This is a genomic window from Zobellia russellii (genome assembly GCF_018728565.1).
Taxonomy (GTDB): Bacteria; Bacteroidota; Bacteroidia; order Flavobacteriales; family Flavobacteriaceae; genus Zobellia; species Zobellia russellii.
The window spans coordinates 43,713-66,137 of record NZ_JACSOI010000008.1; the positions used below are offsets into that span (position 1 = coordinate 43,713).

Sequence of the window (22,425 nt, forward strand, 5' to 3'; positions counted from 1 at the left end):
CATACGAATCGTTTCAATACTTCGTTTTCTATAGTAAACAGTAGTACTATGGAGAGAAAACAGTTCTTAAAAACCCTAGGGGCCAGTGCAGCTTTTGCCTTGGCTTTTCCATGTTTACATGGCTGCTCTAGTGACAGTGGCGATGATGGGGAAGCAGAGGGAAACACCCCAATACCTACTGGAATAGATTTCACTCTTGATTTGGACGCTCCGGAAAATGCGAAACTAGCCAGTAATGGCGGTTTTGTTTTGAAAAATTTAGTGGTGGTGGCTAAAAATTTGGAAGGAGAATTTGTTGCTGCTAGTCAAGTTTGTAGTCATCAGGGATATGAAGAAGTGCGTTTTGCCAATTTGCATGGAGGTATTTTTTATTGTGATGTGCATGGTTCCCAATTTGAGCAAGATGGTACTCCAAAGAACAAGGTAGACAGTGCTACACCCAAGGCATTGAAAATTTTTAAAACCGAATTAACGGATAATATGCTACGCGTATTTGAATAAATGGCATTGAATTTGTTTTAATCCAGATATGAAAAAAGTCGTATTCTTACTATGTATGAGTTTTGCTAGTTCTCTTTTTGCCCAAAATTGGCAAGAGAACTATACAGAAGCCCAAGCTCTGGCAAAAGAAACCAACAAAAACCTATTATTGGTTTTTGCTGGGTCAGATTGGTGTGCACCTTGCATAAAACTGGAAAAGACTATTTGGGAATCTGCAAATTTTAAACAGTTTGCAAAGACGGATTTGGTGCTCTACAAAGCGGATTTTCCGAGAAAGAAAGTCAATAAACTTAGTAAGGATTTAGTTGTCCAAAATGCAGATTTGGCAGGAAAATATAATCCGCAAGGGCACTTTCCTTTGGTTGTTCTTTTAAATGAAGATGGTAAGGTTCTAGGGAATACAGGTTATCTTAAACTTACTCCGGAAGCGTATGTAAATCACTTAAAGACTTTTTTAAAGTGAGGAAACTACTATGCATAATATCTTTTTTTTGTCTTTTGAGCAATTTTGCTCAGGAGAAAAAACTGGTTACCGTACATAAGGCTATGGAGCTTATGGGTACCCGGTTTGATATAACCGTTGTTTCCACCAATGAGGATTTAGGTTATATAAATATAGAAGAGGCTACTGCAGAAATTAAGCGTATTGAGAATATGATTTCTGCATGGAACCCGGAATCAGAAACTTCATTGATCAATTCAAATGCTGGAATAAAACCGGTAAAAGTAAGTCTGGAATTATTTATGTTGATAGAGCGGGCCAAACAGATTTCTGAAATAACGGATGGTGCTTTTGATATTTCTTTCGCTTCTATGGATGTCGTTTGGAAGTTTGATGGGTCAATGGCAAAAATTCCTACTCCGGAAGAAGTTAGCGCTTCAGTGAAGAATGTAGGCTATGAAAAAATAATATTGAATCCTGTAGACCATACCGTATATCTAAGTCAAAAAGGTATGAAGATATCATTTGGGGCTATTGGTAAAGGGTATGCGGCGGATAAGGCCAAGGAGCTTTTGGTGTCCAAACAAGTGTTGGGAGGTATCATCAATGCCGCTGGAGACCTTACTACGTGGGGTACAAAAGCAACTGGAGAAAAATGGTTAATAGGTATAGCCAACCCATTAAGTGATGAAAAAATATTTTCTTGGCTGCCCATTGTTGAGTCCTCCGTAGCCACATCGGGGAATTCTGAAAAATATGTTCTTTTTGATGAGGTTAAATACTCACATATTATAGACCCTAGAACCGGTTATCCTACAACAGGGGTCAATAGTGTTTCCATTTTCGCCAAAAGCGCAGAATTATGTGATGCACTGGCAACCGCTGTGTATATTATGGGTAAAGAAGATGGTCTTGCGCTAATAAATCAATTGGGCGGTACCGAGGTTATTCTGGTAGATGCCAATAATGAGAGATATAATAGCAGTGGTATTTTGTTGAATGATTAGAAACCATAATTCTGGGGTATAAATAGGTTATGGAATATATCCCATAGTCTTTAAATCAGTTTCTGAATGTATTTGCCTGCTGCGTCCTTCTTTTAATAAGTATACGGAATCACTCATTTCTATGATTTCTCTGTAAAAATGGTCGGTCAAAATTATGACCTTGTTTTTTGATTTTACTTTGATTAGTTGTTTTATCCTTTCTACATATACAGGAGCTATAAATGAAAAAGGCTCATCTAATAAGATTATTTTTTTATTTGAATCAATTGTTAAATAAGTTTCTATTACTCGTCGCTCGCCTGAACTCAACTTGTTCACAATTATTTTTTCATATTTCTTAAACGATGGAAAAAGGGTAGTGAACGAATTCCAGTCCGAGTCAAAGAGGGAAAATGCCCTGTTCAGTTTTAAGTTAGAGGGTAGTAGCTGGTGTTGAGGTAAATACGCGGCTATTCCTGTTTTGTATAGTTCTTTTTTTAAATGATTGCCATCAATTCTGATATTGGAATATTTTGCAGTCAAGGTTCCAAACAAAATTTGAATCAAAGATGTTTTTCCGCTCCCGTTTCTTCCTAGTATTCCTGTAATTTTTCCTGTTTCGGCCTTAAGGTAGACACCGTACAGAATTCGTCTTTGTTTGAAACTTAGCTCTATATTGTCTATTTCAACTATCAAAATAGAAAATTAAGGACTATAATGGTGATTATTGTGTGAAGGATATCCATGCAAAAACAGAGAAAGAACAATTGACCGGGGGAGATTCCAAAGTTTTTATAAAAAACGAATTTTTGCGATAATGAGCGTGAAAAAGTAAAAAGAAAGTACAGAAAGAATAAGATAAATTTTGCACTCAGAATTTTTATCGATGCCTTAGGAAGGCTGGTGGGTTGAAGGGAGAAGTACTGGATTAAGGTGATTATTATGGAAAAAACCATCAACGACCGGTAAAAGATAAAAGCCAATCGATAAGTACGTAGATGGAAAATGCTTTTCATCAAAATAAAGGGATATCAATAAATGTACAAATTTGTCGTAAATTCGCAGCACAAGTGATGTAAGATAATGATAGATAAACTCAATATTGTTAAACAGCGTTTTGATGAGGTTTCTGACCTAATTATTCAACCGGATATTATTTCCGATCAGAAGCGCTATGTAGAATTGACTAAAGAATATTCAGACCTGAAGGAACTGGTCGGTAAGCGGGAGCAGTACGTAGAGCTTATGGACAATATTCAGGAGGCTGAGGAAATAATAGCGGACGGTAGTGATGCGGAAATGGTGGAAATGGCCAAAATGCAGCTAGAAGAAGCAAAGGGAAACCTGCCCCAGCTAGAGGAGGAAATAAAATTGATGCTTATACCTAAGGATCCGGAGGATGCCAAAGATGTGGTAGTGGAGATTAGGGCAGGGACAGGTGGCGATGAAGCCAGTATCTTTGCTGGAGATTTGTTCCGTATGTACACCAAATATTGTGAGAACAGAGGTTGGAAGACCAATGTTATTGATTTAAGTGAAGGTACAAGCGGCGGTTATAAGGAAATTCAGTTTGAGGTAACCGGGAAAGATGTTTACGGGACACTTAAGTTTGAGGCGGGCGTTCACCGTGTACAGCGTGTGCCCCAGACCGAGACCCAGGGTAGGGTGCATACCAGTGCCGCAACGGTAATGGTTTTACCAGAGGCGGAAGATTTTGATGTACAAATAGATCCTAAGGATGTACGGATAGATTTTTTCTGTTCTTCAGGGCCTGGTGGGCAGTCTGTAAACACCACATATTCGGCGGTGCGTTTAACACACATTCCTACCGGATTGGTAGCGCAATGCCAAGATCAGAAATCGCAGCATAAAAACAAGGATAAAGCTTTTAGGGTACTACGTTCACGTCTTTATGACCTTGAACTGGCCAAAAAGCAAGAAGAAGATGCGGCAAAACGTAATTCCCAGGTAAGTAGTGGAGACCGTTCGGCAAAGATTAGAACGTATAACTATCCGCAAGGACGGGTTACTGATCACCGTATTGGTTTAACCCTCTATGATCTGCAAAATATAATTGATGGTGATATCCAGAAAATCATTGATGAACTTAGTTTTGTAGAAAATACCGAAAAACTAAAAGAAGCTTCCGAAATTTTCTAAGCCTCTTTATTCTTGAAAACTCTAATATAATAGCGTAGCGTTTCTATGACTACAGAACAACTTGTTGCCCAGATTAGAAAAAAAAAGTCGTTTTTATGTATTGGTCTTGATACCGATCTAGAGAAAATTCCGCCTCATTTACTTGAAGAAGAAGACCCGATATTTGCTTTTAACAAGGCGATTATAGATGCCACGCATGATATTTGTGTCTCCTATAAACCTAACATTGCTTTTTATGAAGCCTATGGTATAAAGGGGTGGCAGGCGTTAGAGAAAACAATAACTTATATCAATACCAATTATCCGGAAATATTTACTATAGCAGATGCTAAAAGAGGGGATATAGGAAACACATCAACACGTTATGCCAAGGCATTTTTTGAGGACTTGGAGTTTGATTCGGTTACTATAGCTCCGTATATGGGAAAGGATTCCGTTGAGCCATTTTTGGCTTTTAAGGATAAGCATACCATACTATTGGCGTTGACCTCTAATGTGGGTGCTTTTGATTTTCAAACGAAGCTGGTAGAGGGTAGGGAATTGTATAAAACCGTACTTGAAACCTCAAAAACGTACAGCAATGCTGAAAATTTGATGTACGTAGTAGGGGCTACCAAAGCCGAATACTTGAAAGATATCCGAAAAATTATTCCTGAAAGCTTTTTGTTGGTGCCAGGTGTTGGCGCACAAGGGGGCAATCTAAAGGAGGTCTGTGAAAATGGAATGAGTAAAAATGTAGGTCTTCTAATAAATTCTTCAAGAGGTATAATATATGCCTCAACAGGTTCGGATTTTGCAGACGCAGCAAGGTACCAAGCTTTGGAACTACAACGCCAAATGGCCGAACTTTTATAATTTACGAAGAAATTACTTCATCATATTTTCTAGAACCCTTTGGATTTTTTCAGCTTTTTGCTCAAAAAATTCTACCAATTTGGCATCGGTATACTTCATGTCGCTAGCCTTGTTCAAAAAGGTCTGATACTGGTACTCTAAAAGTGAAATCGCGTTTCTGTTTGAAGCGATTGGAGTAACTGTTCCTACTTTGCAATATTGATTTTCCATAGTCTTAAATTCCTTTATTACAAATATACGCACGTAAATCATCTTTGGATCTCGATAATCGCTGTAGATAGCAAAAATTAAGTTGAATTGATGATTTATTAACAGTTACCAAATACAATGGTTGCGAATCTGTTTTAAGTCTTGTTAATAACTCATTTTTCCTTGCGGATATGTGATTTATTTTTTTGTTAAAACGATAAGATATTAACAATGGGCATCAGGGTTTGCAGTCGACTGTAAACCAGATTCTTAAGTTTTTTACGTTTTTCTTGAATTTTTCGTTTTTTCATGTCTTTGTGAATTATATTTTTTACTCAATTCTAAAATGGATCAAAAGATTTAATACATTGCAAGATTCCCTAATGGGAGAAAACGAGAGAACACTTTGTTGAATTATGTAACATATCTAAACCAAGAATCGGATTCTTGGGTAACCTTTGTACATGGAGCTGGGGGCAGTTCTTCTATTTGGTACAAACAGCTAAGGGAGTTTAAAAAGCACTTTAATGTATTGCTTTTGGACCTTAGGGGGCATGGTGATTCCCAACCTGGTCTTAAGGACGCCTTTAACGATAAATATACTTTTGATTACATTACGGAAGATATATTGGAGGTGATTGATTTTCTTGAAATCCAAAAATCGCATTTCATTGGTATTTCATTAGGTACGGTACTGATAAGGAACTTGGCGGAAAAATATCCGGGACGTGTAGAGAGTATGGTGTTGGGCGGTGCAATTATTCGGTTAGATATGCGCTTTAGACTTCTAATGGGCTTTGGAGGCTTATTTAAATCACTGGTACCTTATATATGGTTGTACAAGCTTTTTACTTTTGCGATTATGCCAGATGGCAATCATAAAGAGTCTAGGTTGCTTTTTGTAAGGGAGGCCAAACGAATGTACCAAAAGGAATTTGTAAGATGGTACAAAATGGGCTCGCAAATCAATAGACTCTTACGTTTTTTTAGAGCTGGAGATATCAATATCCCTACATTATATGTTATGGGAGGTGAAGATTACCTTTTTCTTCCTTCCGTTAAGAAAATGGTTCAAAAACAATCTCAATCCAGTTTGTTGACTATTGAGCACTGTGGTCATGTGGTAAACGTGGAGCAGCCACAACTTTTCAATCGTTTTGTAATAGACTTTGTTGCAGACGTAAATAGAGGTTAGTTTAGCAAATTGTAGTTCAATACTGTTATTAGGACTGTAAGAATTTGCTGATATTATTTTGATTAATAGAATAAAAAAAACCGGTGCTCCCACCGGTTTTAAACTAACTAACTCAAAAATTACTAACTCAAAAAATTCAGTATTTTAATATATAATTTTTACAATCAACAAGGTTGTTAAAGTTGTAATCTGTAAAGACTACTTATGAATTTAACGGGTTAATTTTCAAGTTATTGTAGGGTTTGTGTAAAATATTTGGCTTTAATCTTGGAGGCTAAAAACACGCCTTAAAAGGTCTGTTGTTCTAGAGGTGGCATTGTTCCTTATTTCCTTTTCTTCTACAGCTATCATGGTATAAACACCATTAAGTGCTTCTTGGGTAACATAATCCGTTAGATCAGGATTTACTTTCTTTGTTAACGGTATGTTGTTGTATTTGGTAATAAGGTTGCTCCAAATTTTATCGGCCCCTACTTTGCTAAAGGAATTCTTGATAACGGGATTAAATTTAGCGTAAAGTTGTGTTTGCGTAGCTGAGGTTAAATATTGTGTGGCTGCATTGTCGCTTCCCAATAAAATGTTTTTTGCATCGCTAAAAGTTATGCCTTTTACGGCATCAACAAAAATAGGGGTGGCTTCACCAACCGCATCTTCTGCGGCTCTGTTCAACACCTTTAACCCTTCATCTGCCAGACTTCCTAGTCCAATATCACGTAACGTCTTATCTACTTTTTGAAGTTCTTCGGGTAACAGAATTTTTACAGCTTCATTTTTTAAAAAACCATCTTCTTGGGTTAGTTTGCTTACTTGACTTTGAATACCTTTGTCTAAAGCTTGTCTAAGGCCAGCGGCAATTTGGTCGTTACCTAATGCCGTTTCACCCTGAGGTAATTGGTTTACCACCTGTTGTAGTTCATGACATGAGGTTAGGCTCAGGGCAAAAAATAGTATAATTAGTTTTTTCATAGCTTTAATTTTTGATTCAGTAAAGAAATAGAGGAAACACAACCCTTTATAGTAATGGTTGCTATAGATTTGTTATAAGATGTTCTTTAAATATATACTACGAAAAAATGACGGTCTTATTGTTGTAGACCATAGTCTTTCTAAGAATATGTAGTTTAACAGCTCTAGAAAGCACAATTTTTTCTAAATCGCGCCCTTTAGCAATGAAATCTTTAATGCTGTGCGCATGGGTTACCGTAGTAACGTCTTGTTCTATTATTGGGCCGGCATCCAGTTCTTCCGTAACATAATGGCTTGTGGCTCCAATAATCTTTACACCCCGTTTAAAAGCGGCATGATACGGTTTGGCACCGGCAAACGCAGGTAGGAACGAGTGGTGAATGTTAATGATGCGGTTGGGGAAATTACTTATGATTTTAGGACTTACAATCTGCATGTACCTAGCTAGAACTATAAAATCTACTTGATGCTCTTTCAGTAGTTCCAGTTGCTTTGTTTCTGCCTGTTCCTTGGTTTCCTTGGTTACCGGTATGTGGTAATAGGGAATGTTAAACTGGTCAGCAATAGGTTTAAGGTCTGGATGGTTGCTAATAATGAAGGGAATTTCAACTTCTAGCTCACTAGAGTTAAATCTACTTAAAAGGTCATAAAGACAATGGTTGTATTTGGAAACAAAAATGGCCATCCTCGGTTTCACCCCACCTTCATGCATGCTCCATTGCATTTGGTACCTATCTGCAAGTTCTTTCTGAAACTCTTGTTTAAAGGTTTCGGTAGCAAATGAGGGGTCTTCAAAATCACTGTCCAAGCGCATGAAAAATACGTTGGCCTCCTTATCAACATGTTGGTCAAGATAAACGATGTTCCCTTTATGTTGGTGGATAAAGTTGGTGGTGGTACTTATAATCCCTGCTTGGTCAGGACAATGAATAAGAATAGTTGTTTTCAAAATCGATAATTTAAAATCCAAAATTAGAACTTTAAACTTACAATTTTAGTATGTTATAAAATTTAAAACAAAAATGAGGGGGAAGGTTTTCAATTAAAATAATTGGCACCTCCGTCCGGAAAAGAACTGCGCCATTTTTTAAATGACCGTCTAAAGCTCTTTATTTCGGTTCTTAAGAGGTTCAGGTACTCTTTTTCTTTTACGCCATCTTTTTCCAGGCCATTGCAATATGAGTTAATGTTGCGTATCATTATATTAATGAAACTGGCACTTTTCATACGCTCTATATGACAACCGCTAATTTCTGCGGAAGCAATTTTTTTTGGAATAAGAATAGCATCCGTTAATAGGGAATCTGCAATGCTATCTCTATGGCTATTAGATTGGTAGAGGTTAAGAAGGTCTTTGTTCAAAGAAACGTACGAAGCAATTTCCCTGCTCATATGACAGAGTTCCAAAGCTTTTTTATAGACCGGTAAGGCACGAAGGTTCTTGTAAGACATTTTTTCTTTAACTACCAATTTAGATTAATAAAGTTACGGCCAGATTTCAAGTTTTGTCTTTAGAATCAAAAGCTATTTTGTAATTTAGCTTTGGATAACAATCTATTTTTAAATTTTACTTTCGATAATGAATATAGATGATTTAAACTGGAAAATACTCAAAAGACTTCAAGCAAACGCTCGCGAAACCTTTGCGGATATTGGTAGGCATGTAGGGCTTACGGCACCCGCTGTGGCGGAGCGTATAAAAAAAATGGAGGACCTTGGAATTATTGAAGGCTATAACACCAAAGTCTCGCATGCAAAGACAGGTCATCATCTAAAAGCTATTATAACCTTGCGGGCTTTTATGGGGAAACTAAAACCTTTTTTGGAAACGGTAAAAACTTACAAAGAGGTGGTAAACTGTTATCGCATAACCGGAAACGAGAATATAGTTATGGAGGTGGTTTTAAAGGACCAATTTCATTTAGAGCGGTTCATAGATAAACTTATTCAATATGGAGAAACACGTACCCATATTATTTTGTCCAACGTGGTGTCCAGTGCTCCCATAGGCAAGAATACATTTTAATATAGTTTAAGCAATTAACTATTGCCTAACAGCTATATTAGAAATAAGTGCCTAGAACTAGTAAAGAGTTTCTTATATTTAGCATTCCGGTTTTTTCGGAATTACGCTATAGAAAATGAAAACATTAGGATTTTTGCTAGTGCTACTATCATCTTGTGGGCTAATGGGCCAGATTAAGGTAGATGATACCGGTTATTCGGTAGAAGAATTGGTGAAAAACGTACTGATTAACAGCAATTGTGCGGAAACGGGTAATTACACGTCAAAGACAGGTCTAGCCGAGGGTCTAAATGGTATAGGATATTTTGAGGCAAATGGTTCCGATTTTCCGTATGAAGAGGGTATTGTATTAAGTACGGGGCAGGCCAAGTTTGCCGAGGGTCCTAATGACAACATTCATGATGCTGGTAGCGAGCAGTGGCCTGGTGATGCCGATTTGAAATCCATAACGGGCTCCGATATACTTTTCAATGCTTCTTACCTACAGTTCGATTTTGTTCCGCATACCAATCATATCAGCTTTAATTTTTTATTCGCTTCGGAAGAATATCAAGAAAACTATCAATGTACTTTTGGAGATGTTTTTGCTTTTATCCTAACGGATTCAAAAGGGGTGTCTACAAATTTGGCAGTATTGCCCACAAATAAACTGCCGGTAAGTGTAACTTCTATACGTCCTGGTGTTGATGGGGAGTGCGGAGGAAAAAACATCGCCTACTTTGATAAAATAAATGGCGAAGATTCAGCTATTTCCTTTCATGGCCAAACTACAAGTTTAACCGCAGAATCTCCCGTAGTTCCCGGAAGTTCATATACTATTAAGTTGGTAATTGCTGATAATAGGGATTCTAAGGTAGATTCGGCCGTTTTTTTAGAGGCAGGAAGTTTTTCACTGGGGTATGATTTAGGTGGGGACAGGACCGTAGAAAGTGGTAATCCTGTATGTATAGATGAGGTTATTGAATTAAACGCCACGGTAGAAGGGGTTACGGATTACAAATGGTATAAAGATGATGTTGAAATTGTAGATTGGTCAGGAACTGCTACTGTTAATGTAACCGAGAGTGGAGATTACCGCGTAGAACTGGTTTTTTCTGAATCTTGCGTGGCTTCTGGAACCTTAAAAGCAGAGTTTATTCCGGCTCCCGTTATTACGGAAGCACCAGCGGATTTAGTTTTTTGCGATATTGATGATGCTTCTGGAGAGGTGATAGATCTTACAGTTAATAGTCAGCCTATGTTAGGTGGGCAAGATACCAACATTTATCAGGTTACATATTATATAACTCTAAAGGATGCAGAGGATTTTGAAAATGCTATTGAAACCCCAGAAACCTATGAGTTGGTAAGCGAGTCCCAGACTATTTTTGCAAGAATATCTTCCGGGAACAGTTGTTATAAAATTGCCTCTTTTGAGATTAATTTACTTGGACTTAATTTTCAATCGGAACTTGAGGAGGAGTATGTTCTTTGTTTGGATGCCGAAGGTGAAACACTAGACCCATTACCTGTTTTAAATACGGGACTTTCCGCTTCGGCCTATAGGTTTGCCTGGTATAAAGACACTATTTCCGCCGATAATTTAATAACCGGGGCAACGGATGCTTTTTACGCAGCAAATGAGGAAGGAAATTATGTGGTGCAGCTTCAAAATATTGAATTGGGTTGTGAGTTTTCTATAGCTACTCAAGTAGTTAGCTCCCAACAACCCGAAGTTTTTGAAGTGGTCTTTGTTTCAGATCCTTTTACAGATAATAATACGGTAGACCTCATGGCGGAAGGAAACGGAAGTTACCTTTACAGTGTTGATGGTTTTGATTTTGTGTCGGATAATAGGTTTGAAAACCTAAGTCCGGGAGAGCATACGGCCTATGTGACGGACATTCATAATTGCAGTACGTTGTCCGAAGAATTCACTGTAGTAGATTTTCCTAGATTTTTCACCCCCAATGGAGACGGTGTTAATGATGTTTGGACCATTACAGGTTTTTCTCAAATAGAGAATCCGGATGTTAGTATTTTCAACCAGTATGGTAGGTTGTTGTATCAGTTAAACGGAAACGTGGGCTGGGATGGGACTTTTAATGGGCAGGCGGCTCCGTCTAGCGATTATTGGTTTAAAGTGGAATACACAAAAGATGGGGTTCGGAAAGAATTTAAGAGTCACTTTTCTTTAAAAAGGTAATAGGGTGACCCTTTGCTAGGCATGGATACTTCCTTTTGGGTGCTATTTTTTAAACTTTTTCAGTATCAAGTGTATAAAAAACACAAACTTTCTATAGAAGAACGCTCTCTTATTGTTAATTTTAATTCATGGATTTGGATAAACTTAATGAGTACGCTCAAATTGCAATAGATAAAGCGGTTTTTTATATACCTCGCATTTTCTTAGCAGGGCTGATTTTATGGATTGGTTTTAAGATAGCCAAGAAAGTAGTAGAGCTCGTAAGGAAAGCCTTAGAAAAAACTGGGTTTTCGGAAACCCTCCGTCCATTTTTGTCTTCAATTGTAGGGGTGCTGCTAAAAGGTACGGTTCTGTTTATTATAGCAACCGTTTTAGGAGCGGACCTTACAGGTCTTTTTGCCATATTGGCGGCAGCGGCTTTTGCGGTAGGGATGGCATTGCAGGGGAGCTTAGGCAACTTTGCTTCCGGTATCTTAATTTTAACGCTTAAGCCTTTTAAGGTATCGGATTGGATTCAAGTAGAAGATAAGTTTGGCCGGGTGGTGGAAATAGGCATTTTTAGTACGGATGTGCTCACTCCTGGTAATAAAATATTGATTATTCCCAACTCTATGATTACTGAATCCGTAGTGACCAATTATTCGGAAAAGGGAATGATTAGGTTGGAGTTAGAGGTTACCATGCCTTATGAAGAGAGCTTTCCTAAAGTAAAAAAGGTTTTAGAGAATGCCCTAAAAGAAGTTTCGAAAATTCTACCTGAACCTGCGCCGGAAATAGGAATTTTGGATTTTGATTCGCACAATGTGCAATTGATCGTAAGGCCGTTTGTGTTGCCAGATGATTTTTGGGAAGTAACGTTTAATGCCAATAAAGCCATTAAAAAGGCCTTTAGCGAACATGATGTTAAAGTGGCTTACTCGGAAGGTGTGGAAATAGGAAAAATAGGGGAGTAGCCTTGAATTAATTTTTTACTGCCCGCTCACGTTAAGCAAAAATCTATGAATGTCTGTCTTTTGGCTAGATTTTTGATGATTTAATTTTTATGAAAAGAATACTATTGTTACTGGCCTTTAGTGCTATGTTTATTGGTTCTGCCCAAAATATCACCTTAAAAAAAGGCGTGGTAATAGATTCTCTGGCAGTTAATGATACAATTCCGGAAACCTTCTCTTTGTACCTGCCAAAAAAGTTTGATGTTTCAAAAACATGGCCAGTGGTGTTTGTTTTTGATATGAATGGCAGGGGTAGACAGGCTTTGGCCATGTTCAGTGCTGCTGCGGAAGAACAAGGTTATGTTCTTGCAGCGTCTAATAATGTTAGTGATACCTTATCTATTTCAAAGAACATTTTGGTTACCAGTAGAATGTTCAATACGGTAGCCACTATGTTGCCCATTAGAAAGAACGGTATATATACTGGAGGTTTCTCTGCGGGTGGCCGTTTTTCTACTTTGGTTCCCACGTTCATAAAAGGTGTTGAGGGAGTAATTGCTTGTGGAGCAGCAGTAGCTAACGTTGAGGTGCTTACCAGTAGAAATCCGTTTCATTTTATAGGTATAGTGGGGGATGAGGATTTCAGTTATTCTGAAATGCTATCTGTAGAAAAAATATTGAGTAAGATGAAGTTTCCTAATCAGGTATTGGTTTTTGAGGGAGGTCACCAATGGCCAAGTACAAAAGAACTTGGTTCTGCTCTCAAAATTTTGACCTTGGCGGCTATGGCAAAAGGAAGGACTCCTAAAGATGAAGCTTATATAGATGAGAGTTATAATGCGGATTTACTAAAGGTAAATAAATTATATACTACTAATAAACCTTTGTTAGCAGATGGTTGGTTAGAGGAAATGACGGAAATGTACCAACCTTTTGTCTCTTTAGATTCTATAAAGAACAGTAGGAAGACGCTTAGAAAAAGCAGGCTGTTCAGAAATCAAAATAGGGCGCAGAATTCAATTTTTTTAAAGGAAAGTTTTCTTAAGGACGAGTTTAACTATTACCTTGAAGAAGATATCCTAACCTACAACTATAACAATTTGGGGTGGTGGAAGTATCAGATGGAAGAACTTCAGAAATTTCAGAAAAACCCAAATATACTGCAGCAAAAAATGGGGAAACGATTGGAAGGCTATGTAAAAGCGTTGGTTTCCGATAATGTAGATATATTAAGTGCGGAGAGTCCTATTGATGGCGAAGCACTTAACTTTTTATGGATGTTAAAGACCGTAATTGAGCCGGATAATTTTGAGAGCTACTTGAAAATTATATCCTATACAGCTAAAACCGATGATTATGGAACGGCGCTTTTCTATTTAGAAGAACTTTTGAAAAGAGGGTATACCAATCGTGGTGAGCTCTACGCTCTGGAAAATACGGCCTTATTACGCATAACGCCAGAGTTTAATGAGTTGGTAGAGAAGTATTTAAAAGAAGCTAGGTATTCTATTTTTGAAGAGTAACCTTATGGGGTTATTTTAAGATGAGGAACCTCGTTTAAATCCCAATTTATGACCAAGCCTTGAGCTAAAGCATTGGTAACCTCTTTTCCGTATAAATACTCGCATAAATAAAGTGCGGCTTCAAAGCTTTTTGCGCCTCCTGCAGAAGTAATGTACTTTCCATCATGAACAAATAGAACACTGTCCGCAACTTTAAGAGAGGGAAACATTTCTTTGTAAGCTTCAATATCACTAGGAAAGGTGGTTGAGGTTTTCCCTTTCAGCACACCGGCTTTGGCCAAAACAAAAGCTCCATCGCAATGGCTGGTCATGAATAAAGCAGAGCTATCTACTTTTTGCACAAAATTCAACATTATGCTATCTCTTAGGTCCGTATCTAAATGGTGTTCTGCGCTAGGAACTACCAAAATATCTATTGGGGGCAGTTGATCCTTGGTATAGTCAAAATCCGGTAGTAGGCGTATACCTTCAAAAGTGGTAACGGGTTCTAAGGTATTGGCTACGGTAAAAGTGTTCATAGCTTTTATATTTTTTCTGAATTTGGTATGCTGAAAAATATCGAACGGAGCGGTTAATTCAGTGTTGAAAGTGCCGTTCATGATTAGAAAAGCTACGTTATAGCGATCGGGTAATATTTCGGGCATAACTCTTTCCGTTTCGGCTTTTATTTTGACTTCTTTTTTGGGCGAGTTGCACGAGAAAAACAAGGTTAGGGCGAGTAGGATGGTGTAAAGTGCTTTCATTTTATTCATTTGGGTTGCAATGTACAACCGGTTCGATTAGGTTAATTACTTAATGTTGTATTTTTGTTTCAAAAATTAAGTATATGAGAATTCTTGTTTTATTTTTTTTCTTTATGATTATAGGTTGCAAGACCGATAAAAAGTATCATGATGCACCTGAGAAAAAAGAGGTGGTTCTTGAAACCGATGCCTTGCAGGCTATTTTGGACCATCAGAAAAAATTGAATGAGGAATTTAAGGATCCGGAAACATCGCCCTTGCCAGACCGTTACCGAAAAGACTTTGAAGCATTGGATTTCTTTGCTCCCGACACCAATTATGTAGTAACCGCCAAGTTTGTACGTACACCTGAGGCGTTGCCATTTTTAATGCCCAGCACTACTGGTGAGGCATCTGAAGAAACCGTTTACGGTATTGCACATTTTACATTAAATGGAAAGAACAGACAGTTAGAGGTGTATCAAAACAAAGAACTAATGCAGCAGGAAAGGTATAGGGATTATCTCTTTTTGCCTTTTACAGATAATACTAATGGAGAGCAGACGTACACAGGCGGGAGATATATAGATCTTTCAATACCTGATGGCGATACCATTGTTATAGATTTCAATAAAGCTTACAATCCGTATTGTGCCTATAATAAAAAGTTTTCTTGCCCTATTGTGCCCAGTGTGAATAATTTGGATACCGAGATTCGTGCCGGGGTAAAAGCTTTCGAACCTAATAAAAAATAAAGACCCCAACGTTAAACGTCAGGGCCTTTACTTGAATTAGCTTTAAATTATAAACACTTAACCATTATAATTCTTTGTTAGAAAGAGTAGACCGCAGCCAACACGAAAGAAGAAAGACCTCCAATTGGGTTTCCATCATTGTCAATGAATACTTCTTCTGAAGCACTGTCTAATCTTAATTCTGGCTTGATGATCAAGTCACCAATAGTTGCGCTACCGGTAAGAGTTACAGCAAATACACTTGCATCGCCATCAGCATCTGATCCACCAACTGCTCCAAAGAAATCGGTTTCAGCAAAATATTCACCTCTTAAGCCTATTGAGAAGGTATCGGAAGTTGCTAACTGTGGGTAAACCGCAACACCTGCAAAGCTACCAATACCGTCATCTTCGTCACCATCAAAATAAGCAGCGTTCAGTCCTAGGAAGAAAGTATCGGAAAGGTCAAAACCACCTGTGAAATCTACTTCGTAAGAACCGTTATCAATTAAAAGGTTCAAATATTGACCGCTGTAGCCTAATTGAGCTCCCCAAGCGTATTGTCCTGTTGGGTTGAACTCTGTAAGATCAGTTGGGTTCATTACCGCTAACATTAAGCTGAAATCATCAGATAAAGCAAAATCTGCTTTAAGACCGGTATGTGAAAACGGACCGTAAGAGAACAAGTAAGATGTGCTGTAGTTAAAGTTGGCAACCGGAGAGATAACCTCGTAACCTAAGAAGGTGTTAAAGTTACCAAAGGTTAATGTTACGGCATCACTTACATTCCAGTAAGCATACAATTGGTTAACAATGTTTCCTGTAGAAGAATACATTGGAGAAGCAAAAATGGCATCCGTTCCTCTAGGACCAAAAACCAAATCGGCAACAAAACCTACTTTTTCACCTTCGTAAGCACCAATAACATTGGCCATACCTAAGGCGAATCCTGGTAGGTTAGCGAATGAGCTTCCTGGAGCTTGAGCATCTTCTCCGTTAGGTGCATTTAAATTTGCTCTATAATACGCATCAATAGAACCACTGAAAGAAAATTTTGGCTTTGATTCTTCTTCCTCTTGTGCAACAACCGCTGTTGCAGAGAAAAGTAGTATTGCTAGGAAAAATAGATTTTTTACGTATTTTGTATTTGTAATCGCTTTCATCTGAATTTTGTTTAGTTATCCCTGTGTGGAATGATTATTTTAATCTGTAAAGATTTTGAAAGGGTTATATAACGGAGCGTTCTGCAAAACGCTCCGTTTCTAATTAATATGGTTATTAGTCGTTTATGAAATCTGGGTAAGCATCCATACCGTGCTCGTGAATGTCAAGACCTTCGATCTCTTCTTCTTTGCTCACTCTAAGTCCCATTACTGCTTTTAGGGTTCCAAGTATAGCGAACGTGCAAACTACACAGAAGACACCTACGATCAATACTCCGTACAATTGGGTCATGAATTGCTCACCACCTGCTTTTGCTCCAAAGATTCCTACTGCTAATGTTCCCCAGATACCACAGATCAAGTGAACTGCAACGGCACCAACAGGATCATCTAGTTTTAATTTATCTATTAGGGCAACACCTAAGACGATGATAAGACCGGCTAAGAATCCAATTATAATTGCTTCGTTAGGAGACATAAGGTCCGCGCCAGCGGTAATACCTACAAGGCCGCCAAGAATACCGTTAAGGAACATGGTTAAATCTAAGTTCTTATATAGTATGGTAGATAGGATAAAGGCTCCAAAACCACCTGCAGCTGCTGCTAAACTTGTAGTTACCAATACAAGTGAAGTTAATTCTGGGTCGGCTGAAAGTACAGATCCACCGTTAAACCCGAACCATCCTAACCAAAGGATAAGTACACCTGCGGTTGCTAATGGTATGTTATGTCCTGGTATGGCCTTAGGCTTACCGTTTTCGTCAAATTTACCAATTCGTGATCCTAGTAAGAAGATAGCAACCAATGCTGCCCAACCACCTACGGAGTGAACCAAAGTAGAACCTGCAAAGTCATAGAAACCCCATGAATCCAAGAAACCACCACCCCATTTCCAAGCACCTACTATTGGGTAAACAAGACCTACGTAGATTACGGTAAAGATCATAAAGGCACCAATTTTCATACGTTCTGCAACGGCACCGGATACGATAGTTGCTGCTGTAGCCGCGAACATACCTTGAAACAAGAAGTCTGTCCACCAAGTGTAACCGCCATCTGCATATTCAGGAGTCATTCCGTTTTCTGGAGCTGCAATACCAAAGCCTGCAAATCCGAATATACCTGAAGAACCTTCTTCAAAGCCTGGGTACATCATGTTAAAGCCCCATGCGTAGTAAAGTAAAAGTCCACCTGTAATAATAAAGATGTTCTTAAATAATATGTTTATTGTGTTTTTTTGTCTGGTAAGGCCTATTTCTAAAAAGGCGAATCCGGTGTGCATGAAGAATACCAAAGCGGTAGCCAACATCATCCAAACGTTATTTGCTGTAAATAATCCTGCGTCCATTTTCTTTAAAGTTTAGTTATTGGTTTTTTTTAGTTGATTCCAGCTTGCCCGCTTTCTTTGGTTCGTATTCTGTAAGCTTCAAGAACCTCGGAAACAAATATTTTTCCATCTCCAACATTACCGGTATAAGCTGCTTCAAGAATGGTATCAACCGTACGCTCAACAAATTCATCGGATACTACTATAGAAAGGTATCTTCTTTGAATGTCGCTCGTACTATAAGAGATTCCTCTATAGACATGACCTTGTTTTTCGTTTCCTACCCCTGTTACATCCCAGTAACTGAAGAAGTTCACCTCTATTTGATGAAGCGCTTTTTTTACGTCATCAAACTTCGATTTTCTAATGATTGCCTCGATTTGTTTCATAATAATTGTATTAATTAGAGAAACAAATGTATGTTAAAATAATTAACACCCCATAAATTTTGGGGTGTTATGCTTTATTTTTATGTTTATGTGAAATTATACCCCTATTTTTTTGGGGTATCTTAATAAAATTTGTTCAAAATGTATTTTTGATGATATAAAATCAGAGAATCTAATGGAATATTGAAAAAAATGGATAAAAAATGTCATAAGGTTAGATAATCATAAGTTGATTGCCTAAAACTTTGAACTTTTGATAGGATAGAAAAAGGGTGAATAAAGGCCTTTAGACCAATTTTGACAACCAAAGACCTAGTGCAACGGCTAAAATGCCAACAACAACACTAGAAATAAGATAGGTAAAGAAACCTATAAATTCTCCTGAAGTTAAAAGTGAGTGCTTTTCAAAAGCAAAGGTGGAAAATGTAGTAAAACCTCCGCAGAAACCGGTAGCGAACAAAAGTGTCTGGTTAGAGGTTAAATAATTTGTCTTAACAGAAAGACCTAAAATAAGACCTATTAGTAAACAGCCTAGAACGTTTACAATAAAAGTACCTAGAAAGAAATGTTGAAAGTGATTGTTGAGCGATTTTGAAACCAGATAGCGAAGTATGCTACCTATACCACCTCCAAAGAATACAAGTAACAATTGTTTCATCTGCGCAAATTACGTAAATAATTTGTCAGCTTGGTAATGCTTTTTGTGGATAGTTTTAAACGGCTTTCTTAAACTTGGAAGAAAGATTGTTAAGCGTATAAACTTTAGATGATGCGGATTTGGATGCATTCTCTTCCGTCTTTTTTGCTCCATTAGATATTCCACTTAAGCTAAATACCATAAACAAAGCATTTGCCCCGATTAAAACTAAAAGTATTGTGAAGAAAGTCATCATTTTTTTACCCCTTTGGAATACATAACGCAAAATTACGCTATTTGTTATGTTATACGAGAAGAAATAACTTTTAGTCGTGAAAAGCGGTGTTTTTATCGAGACTATAAATATTGTCCTAATTTTTAAGGAAATGCTTAATAAAAAGTAGGATTACTACGAAGGATATGAATAAAAGTCCCACCCATTTAACCCCTTTGTAGTTTTTTGCGTGTAGTTTTTTGTCTTTTTTGTAGGACAAAAAGATAATTACGATAAAACAGATGGCAAAAAGCGCGGCAAAAACGATTTGTCCGGTGGTGAACATATTCTTTATTTTTATGCAAAATTACGCTATTATTGGCAGAAACTATTTTTAAATCAATACAACTATATATGAAAAACAAAATTAGTGCGGTAGCGCTTTTCCACAACTCGTTTGGGTTGGGGGTCTCAGAAACCATGCGTGCAGATTTAGGGGAAGCCAAGAACCTGCTTAGGTTTAATTTGATGGATGAGGAGAATCAAGAATATCTGGAGGCGGCAAGAAATAATGACCTGGTAGAAGTTGCAGATGCCCTTGGTGATATGCTCTACATCTTGTGCGGGACTATTCTTGAGCACGGTATGCAACATAAAATAGAAGAAGTGTTCAATGAAATACAACGTAGTAATATGAGTAAATTGGGGCAAGATGGTAAGCCTATCTACCGCGAAGATGGTAAGGTGTTAAAAGGCCCCAACTATTTTAAACCTAATATTGCGGAAATTTTGGAGAAATAATTCTACGTTTATGAGAATGAAAAACGGGTGCTAAATTTAGCACCCGTTTTTTTATCCTTTATAATAAGATGTTCACTTTATGTAAACGGTCTTATTTTAAAGCCCTACTCTCCAACCAAATGGGTCTTCGGCACGGTTGTATTGTATATCCGTAATGTCTTTCTTTATTTGAGAAGCAAAACTGTTTTCCAATTCCGGTAAATCATAATCTACACCTCTGTAGCCAAATGCGGAAATTGGTGAAACTACGGCAGCAGTTCCCGCTCCGAATATTTCTTTAAGTCTTCCGTTCTTGGCGGCTTCAACAACTTCGGCAACTGTTATCTTTCTTACTTCGGTTTTAATACCTTTTTGTTCTGCCAGCTGCAAAATACTTTTTCGTGTAATACCGTCTAATATACGGTCACTTGTTGGGCCTGTAATTAAAGTGTCGTCAATACGAACAAAAATGTTCATGGCACCGGCTTCCTCAATATATTCATGATTGTGGTCATCGGTCCAAATAACTTGATTGTATCCTTTTTCAACCGCTAATTGGGTTGGGTAGAACTGTCCGGCATAATTGCCACCAGTTTTAGCATAACCTACACCTCCGTTCGCGGAACGCGAATATTTTTCTTCAATAAGTACTTTGACTTTTCCGGAAAAATAGGATCCAGATGGTGCAAGACATATTATAAATTTATAAGCATTTGCAGGAGAAGCGTGAAAACCGTTCCCGGAAGCAAACATAAAAGGTCTTATGTACATAGAGCTCCCTTCGGTCTGCGGAATCCATTTTTCTTCCAATTCCAATAGCGCCTTTAGGCCTTCCATGAAAAATTCTTCGGGCAATTCCGGAATGGCCATACGTTTTGCGGAGATGTTCAATCTTTTAAAGTTCTCCAACGGTCTAAAAAGCCACGTTTTGTTATTATCATCTTTGTAGGCTTTCATTCCTTCAAAAATAGACTGCCCGTAATGGAAAATTTTTGCAGACGGGTCAAGGCTAATGGGCTGGTAGGGAGTTATTTTTGGAGTTTCCCAAGCACCATTTTTATAATCGCAGACCAGCATGTGATCAGTAAATACACTCCCAAAAGCGAGATTGTTGAAATCTACTTGTTCGATCTTTGATTCTTTTACCTTTTCAATGCTGATTTTTTGCATGGTCGAGTTCATAACTTTTTAAATTAAAGGATTAAAATTAACGATTTATCCTTACCTGTTCTTCTTTTTTCGTTGAAAAATGCCCAGTTTTGCGGTACTTATCTAATTTTTATAGGAAATGCGTGTATTTAACAATTTACTTGCGGTTTTTATGGTGGTTTTGGCCTGTAGTGGGCAAGAAACCAAAGAGATAACTTACAATGGCGTCAACTATAAAATGATTGGCGAGAATTTGGAAGCCTCCAATGCATTGACCAGTGCCGAAATGGCCCGAAAATTTAGCGGTATGTCCGTGCAGGATACATTACACACAAAATTTAAAGCTACGGTAACAGATGTTTGTAAGGTTAAGGGCTGTTGGATGAAGTTGCAATTGAACGACGGACGGGAAACTATGGTCCGCTTTAAGGATTATGGCTTTTTTATGCCAAGTGATATTACGGGTAAGGAAGTAATCGTTAATGGTTATGCATATGTAGAGTCTATGAGCGTAGAGGACCAAAAACATTACGCAAAAGATGGGGGGAAGTCTGAGTCTGAAATCGCAAAAATCAAGGAGCCAAAAAAAACTCTAGGTTTTGAGGCAGATGGTGTTTTGATAGAAAATAAATAGTTTGGAAAGAAAAATTATCACAACGGGCGATGGGTCAAAGACCATTCAGATTTCTGATTGGGACGAACAGTACCATTCAAAACACGGGGCGGTTCAAGAGGCGTATCACGTTTTTATAAAACATGGTTTATCTCTTTTTTTTGGAAAAAACATACATATTCTTGAAATAGGCTTCGGGACGGGACTCAATGCGCTTATTACTCGAATAGAATCAAAGAAAAATCCCACTGAAATTACTTATAGGGGGGTAGAGGCATATCCGGTCTCACCAGAAGAATTGGAACAACTCAATTATATATCCGAGTTAAAAGCCGAAGAATTCAGGTCGGATTTTGAGAAAATGCATACCGCTCCATGGGAAAATGATGTTCGGATTTCGGAAAATTTTCTCTTGAAAAAGGAACAGAAGTTTTTTGCGGATATTGATGATGAAAATGTTTTTGACCTGGTTTATTTTGATGCCTTTGGCGCAAGGGTGCAACCTGAACTTTGGACAGAGGATATTTTTTCCAAGATGTACCGTGCTATGAAAAAAGACGGAGTGTTAGTTACATATGCCGCCAAAGGCAGTGTTAGAAGGGCAATGTTAGCAGTTGGTTTTGAGGTAGAACGCCTGCCTGGTCCTCCAGGAAAAAGAGAAATGTTAAGGGCTAAAAAGTAACTGTTTGTACTAATAAAAGGTTAATTATAAACGGGTTATCGGCATTTCTTAACAT

26 protein-coding genes are annotated in these 22,425 nt (G+C 37.9%); 14 read left to right on the plus strand and 12 right to left on the minus strand.

Annotated features, from left to right (window positions below; translation table 11 throughout):
* Nucleotides 1–48: 48 nt before the first annotated feature.
* Genes H9565_RS16920 through H9565_RS16930 form a run of 3 tightly spaced genes read left to right on the plus strand, consistent with a single transcriptional unit; the run spans nt 49 to nt 1,950 of the window.
* Nucleotides 49–501, plus strand: coding sequence for a QcrA and Rieske domain-containing protein (locus tag H9565_RS16920; RefSeq protein ID WP_215441398.1), 453 nt, complete (start codon nt 49–51; stop codon nt 499–501).
* Nucleotides 502–529: 28 nt separating this feature from the next.
* Nucleotides 530–964, plus strand: coding sequence for a thioredoxin family protein (locus H9565_RS16925; RefSeq protein WP_215441400.1), 435 nt, complete (start codon nt 530–532; stop codon nt 962–964).
* 35 nt (nt 965–999) lie between these two features.
* Nucleotides 1,000–1,950 (plus strand): FAD:protein FMN transferase, encoded by a 951-nt coding sequence (locus H9565_RS16930; RefSeq protein ID WP_246560752.1) that lies wholly within the window; start codon nt 1,000–1,002, stop codon nt 1,948–1,950.
* A gap of 27 nt (nt 1,951–1,977) precedes the next feature.
* On the opposite strand, the gene H9565_RS16935 is transcribed toward H9565_RS16930, so the two are convergent.
* Nucleotides 1,978–2,625, minus strand: coding sequence for an ATP-binding cassette domain-containing protein (locus H9565_RS16935; RefSeq protein WP_215441402.1), 648 nt, complete (start codon nt 2,623–2,625; stop codon nt 1,978–1,980).
* A 387-nt stretch (nt 2,626–3,012) separates the two neighbouring features.
* Between H9565_RS16935 and prfA the strand changes: the two genes are divergently transcribed.
* Together prfA and pyrF are read left to right on the plus strand one after the other, a co-directional pair.
* Nucleotides 3,013–4,089 carry a peptide chain release factor 1 gene (gene prfA / locus H9565_RS16940; protein WP_215441404.1) on the plus strand — a complete coding sequence of 359 codons (1,077 nt, stop codon included), beginning with the start codon at nt 3,013–3,015 and terminating at the stop codon, nt 4,087–4,089.
* A 45-nt stretch (nt 4,090–4,134) separates the two neighbouring features.
* Nucleotides 4,135–4,944: an orotidine-5'-phosphate decarboxylase gene (gene pyrF / locus H9565_RS16945; protein WP_215441406.1), complete on the plus strand. Its 810-nt coding sequence runs from the start codon at nt 4,135–4,137 to the stop codon at nt 4,942–4,944.
* 12 nt (nt 4,945–4,956) lie between these two features.
* Here the strand turns inward: pyrF and H9565_RS16950 are convergent, their stop codons facing one another.
* Nucleotides 4,957–5,187 (minus strand): hypothetical protein, encoded by a 231-nt coding sequence (locus H9565_RS16950; protein WP_289041435.1) that lies wholly within the window; start codon nt 5,185–5,187, stop codon nt 4,957–4,959.
* Nucleotides 5,188–5,539: 352 nt separating this feature from the next.
* Here H9565_RS16950 and H9565_RS16955 point away from each other — a divergent pair, with 352 nt between their 5' ends.
* Entirely contained in the window at nt 5,540–6,328 is a 789-nt protein-coding gene (locus tag H9565_RS16955; RefSeq protein WP_215441408.1) for an alpha/beta fold hydrolase, read from the plus strand.
* Nucleotides 6,329–6,589: 261 nt separating this feature from the next.
* On the opposite strand, the gene H9565_RS16960 is transcribed toward H9565_RS16955, so the two are convergent.
* From H9565_RS16960 to H9565_RS16970, 3 genes are all read right to left on the minus strand, one after another.
* Nucleotides 6,590–7,294, minus strand: a complete 705-nt coding sequence (locus H9565_RS16960) for a DUF4197 domain-containing protein (protein WP_215441410.1) — start codon at nt 7,292–7,294, stop codon at nt 6,590–6,592.
* A 97-nt stretch (nt 7,295–7,391) separates the two neighbouring features.
* Entirely contained in the window at nt 7,392–8,243 is an 852-nt protein-coding gene (purU, locus tag H9565_RS16965; protein WP_215441412.1) for a formyltetrahydrofolate deformylase, read from the minus strand.
* Between the two features lie 89 nt (nt 8,244–8,332).
* Nucleotides 8,333–8,746 carry a hypothetical protein gene (locus H9565_RS16970; protein WP_215441414.1) on the minus strand — a complete coding sequence of 138 codons (414 nt, stop codon included), beginning with the start codon at nt 8,744–8,746 and terminating at the stop codon, nt 8,333–8,335.
* 127 nt (nt 8,747–8,873) lie between these two features.
* Between H9565_RS16970 and H9565_RS16975 the strand changes: the two genes are divergently transcribed.
* The 4 genes from H9565_RS16975 (at nt 8,874) to H9565_RS16990 (ending at nt 13,960) form a co-directional block, all read left to right on the plus strand.
* Nucleotides 8,874–9,320 carry an Lrp/AsnC family transcriptional regulator gene (locus H9565_RS16975; RefSeq protein WP_215441416.1) on the plus strand — a complete coding sequence of 149 codons (447 nt, stop codon included), beginning with the start codon at nt 8,874–8,876 and terminating at the stop codon, nt 9,318–9,320.
* A 115-nt stretch (nt 9,321–9,435) separates the two neighbouring features.
* Nucleotides 9,436–11,505: a T9SS type B sorting domain-containing protein gene (locus tag H9565_RS16980; protein WP_215441418.1), complete on the plus strand. Its 2,070-nt coding sequence runs from the start codon at nt 9,436–9,438 to the stop codon at nt 11,503–11,505.
* Between the two features lie 128 nt (nt 11,506–11,633).
* Nucleotides 11,634–12,458, plus strand: a complete 825-nt coding sequence (locus H9565_RS16985) for a mechanosensitive ion channel family protein (RefSeq protein WP_215441420.1) — start codon at nt 11,634–11,636, stop codon at nt 12,456–12,458.
* Nucleotides 12,459–12,547: 89 nt separating this feature from the next.
* A complete protein-coding gene (locus tag H9565_RS16990; RefSeq protein WP_215441422.1) occupies nt 12,548–13,960 on the plus strand; it encodes an alpha/beta hydrolase in 1,413 nt (470 codons plus the stop codon).
* 2 nt (nt 13,961–13,962) lie between these two features.
* Here H9565_RS16990 and H9565_RS16995 read toward each other — a convergent pair whose 3' ends face one another.
* The gene (locus H9565_RS16995) at nt 13,963–14,703 is read right to left on the minus strand and encodes a DJ-1/PfpI family protein (RefSeq protein WP_215441424.1); all 741 of its coding nucleotides are present in this window, start codon (nt 14,701–14,703) and stop codon (nt 13,963–13,965) included.
* 83 nt (nt 14,704–14,786) lie between these two features.
* Here H9565_RS16995 and H9565_RS17000 point away from each other — a divergent pair, with 83 nt between their 5' ends.
* Nucleotides 14,787–15,437, plus strand: a complete 651-nt coding sequence (locus tag H9565_RS17000; RefSeq protein WP_215441425.1) for a DUF1684 domain-containing protein — start codon at nt 14,787–14,789, stop codon at nt 15,435–15,437.
* A gap of 77 nt (nt 15,438–15,514) precedes the next feature.
* Here H9565_RS17000 and H9565_RS17005 read toward each other — a convergent pair whose 3' ends face one another.
* From H9565_RS17005 to H9565_RS17025, 5 genes are all read right to left on the minus strand, one after another.
* A complete protein-coding gene (locus H9565_RS17005) occupies nt 15,515–16,579 on the minus strand; it encodes a porin (RefSeq protein WP_215441427.1) in 1,065 nt (354 codons plus the stop codon).
* A gap of 115 nt (nt 16,580–16,694) precedes the next feature.
* A complete protein-coding gene (locus H9565_RS17010; protein WP_215441429.1) occupies nt 16,695–17,927 on the minus strand; it encodes an ammonium transporter in 1,233 nt (410 codons plus the stop codon).
* Between the two features lie 29 nt (nt 17,928–17,956).
* Nucleotides 17,957–18,295 carry a P-II family nitrogen regulator gene (locus H9565_RS17015; RefSeq protein WP_215441431.1) on the minus strand — a complete coding sequence of 113 codons (339 nt, stop codon included), beginning with the start codon at nt 18,293–18,295 and terminating at the stop codon, nt 17,957–17,959.
* Between the two features lie 286 nt (nt 18,296–18,581).
* The gene (gene crcB / locus H9565_RS17020) at nt 18,582–18,953 is read right to left on the minus strand and encodes a fluoride efflux transporter CrcB (RefSeq protein ID WP_215441433.1); all 372 of its coding nucleotides are present in this window, start codon (nt 18,951–18,953) and stop codon (nt 18,582–18,584) included.
* 55 nt (nt 18,954–19,008) lie between these two features.
* Nucleotides 19,009–19,188, minus strand: coding sequence for a hypothetical protein (locus H9565_RS17025; RefSeq protein WP_215441435.1), 180 nt, complete (start codon nt 19,186–19,188; stop codon nt 19,009–19,011).
* A 372-nt stretch (nt 19,189–19,560) separates the two neighbouring features.
* Here H9565_RS17025 and H9565_RS17030 point away from each other — a divergent pair, with 372 nt between their 5' ends.
* A complete protein-coding gene (locus tag H9565_RS17030; RefSeq protein WP_215441437.1) occupies nt 19,561–19,947 on the plus strand; it encodes a pyrophosphohydrolase domain-containing protein in 387 nt (128 codons plus the stop codon).
* 96 nt (nt 19,948–20,043) lie between these two features.
* Here H9565_RS17030 and H9565_RS17035 read toward each other — a convergent pair whose 3' ends face one another.
* The gene (locus H9565_RS17035; protein ID WP_215441439.1) at nt 20,044–21,108 is read right to left on the minus strand and encodes a branched-chain amino acid aminotransferase; all 1,065 of its coding nucleotides are present in this window, start codon (nt 21,106–21,108) and stop codon (nt 20,044–20,046) included.
* A gap of 106 nt (nt 21,109–21,214) precedes the next feature.
* Here H9565_RS17035 and H9565_RS17040 point away from each other — a divergent pair, with 106 nt between their 5' ends.
* Both H9565_RS17040 and mnmD read left to right on the plus strand, forming a co-directional pair.
* A complete protein-coding gene (locus H9565_RS17040; protein WP_215441441.1) occupies nt 21,215–21,709 on the plus strand; it encodes a DUF4920 domain-containing protein in 495 nt (164 codons plus the stop codon).
* 1 nt (nt 21,710) lies between these two features.
* Nucleotides 21,711–22,370, plus strand: a complete 660-nt coding sequence (mnmD, locus tag H9565_RS17045; RefSeq protein ID WP_215441443.1) for a tRNA (5-methylaminomethyl-2-thiouridine)(34)-methyltransferase MnmD — start codon at nt 21,711–21,713, stop codon at nt 22,368–22,370.
* Nucleotides 22,371–22,425: the final 55 nt, after the last annotated feature.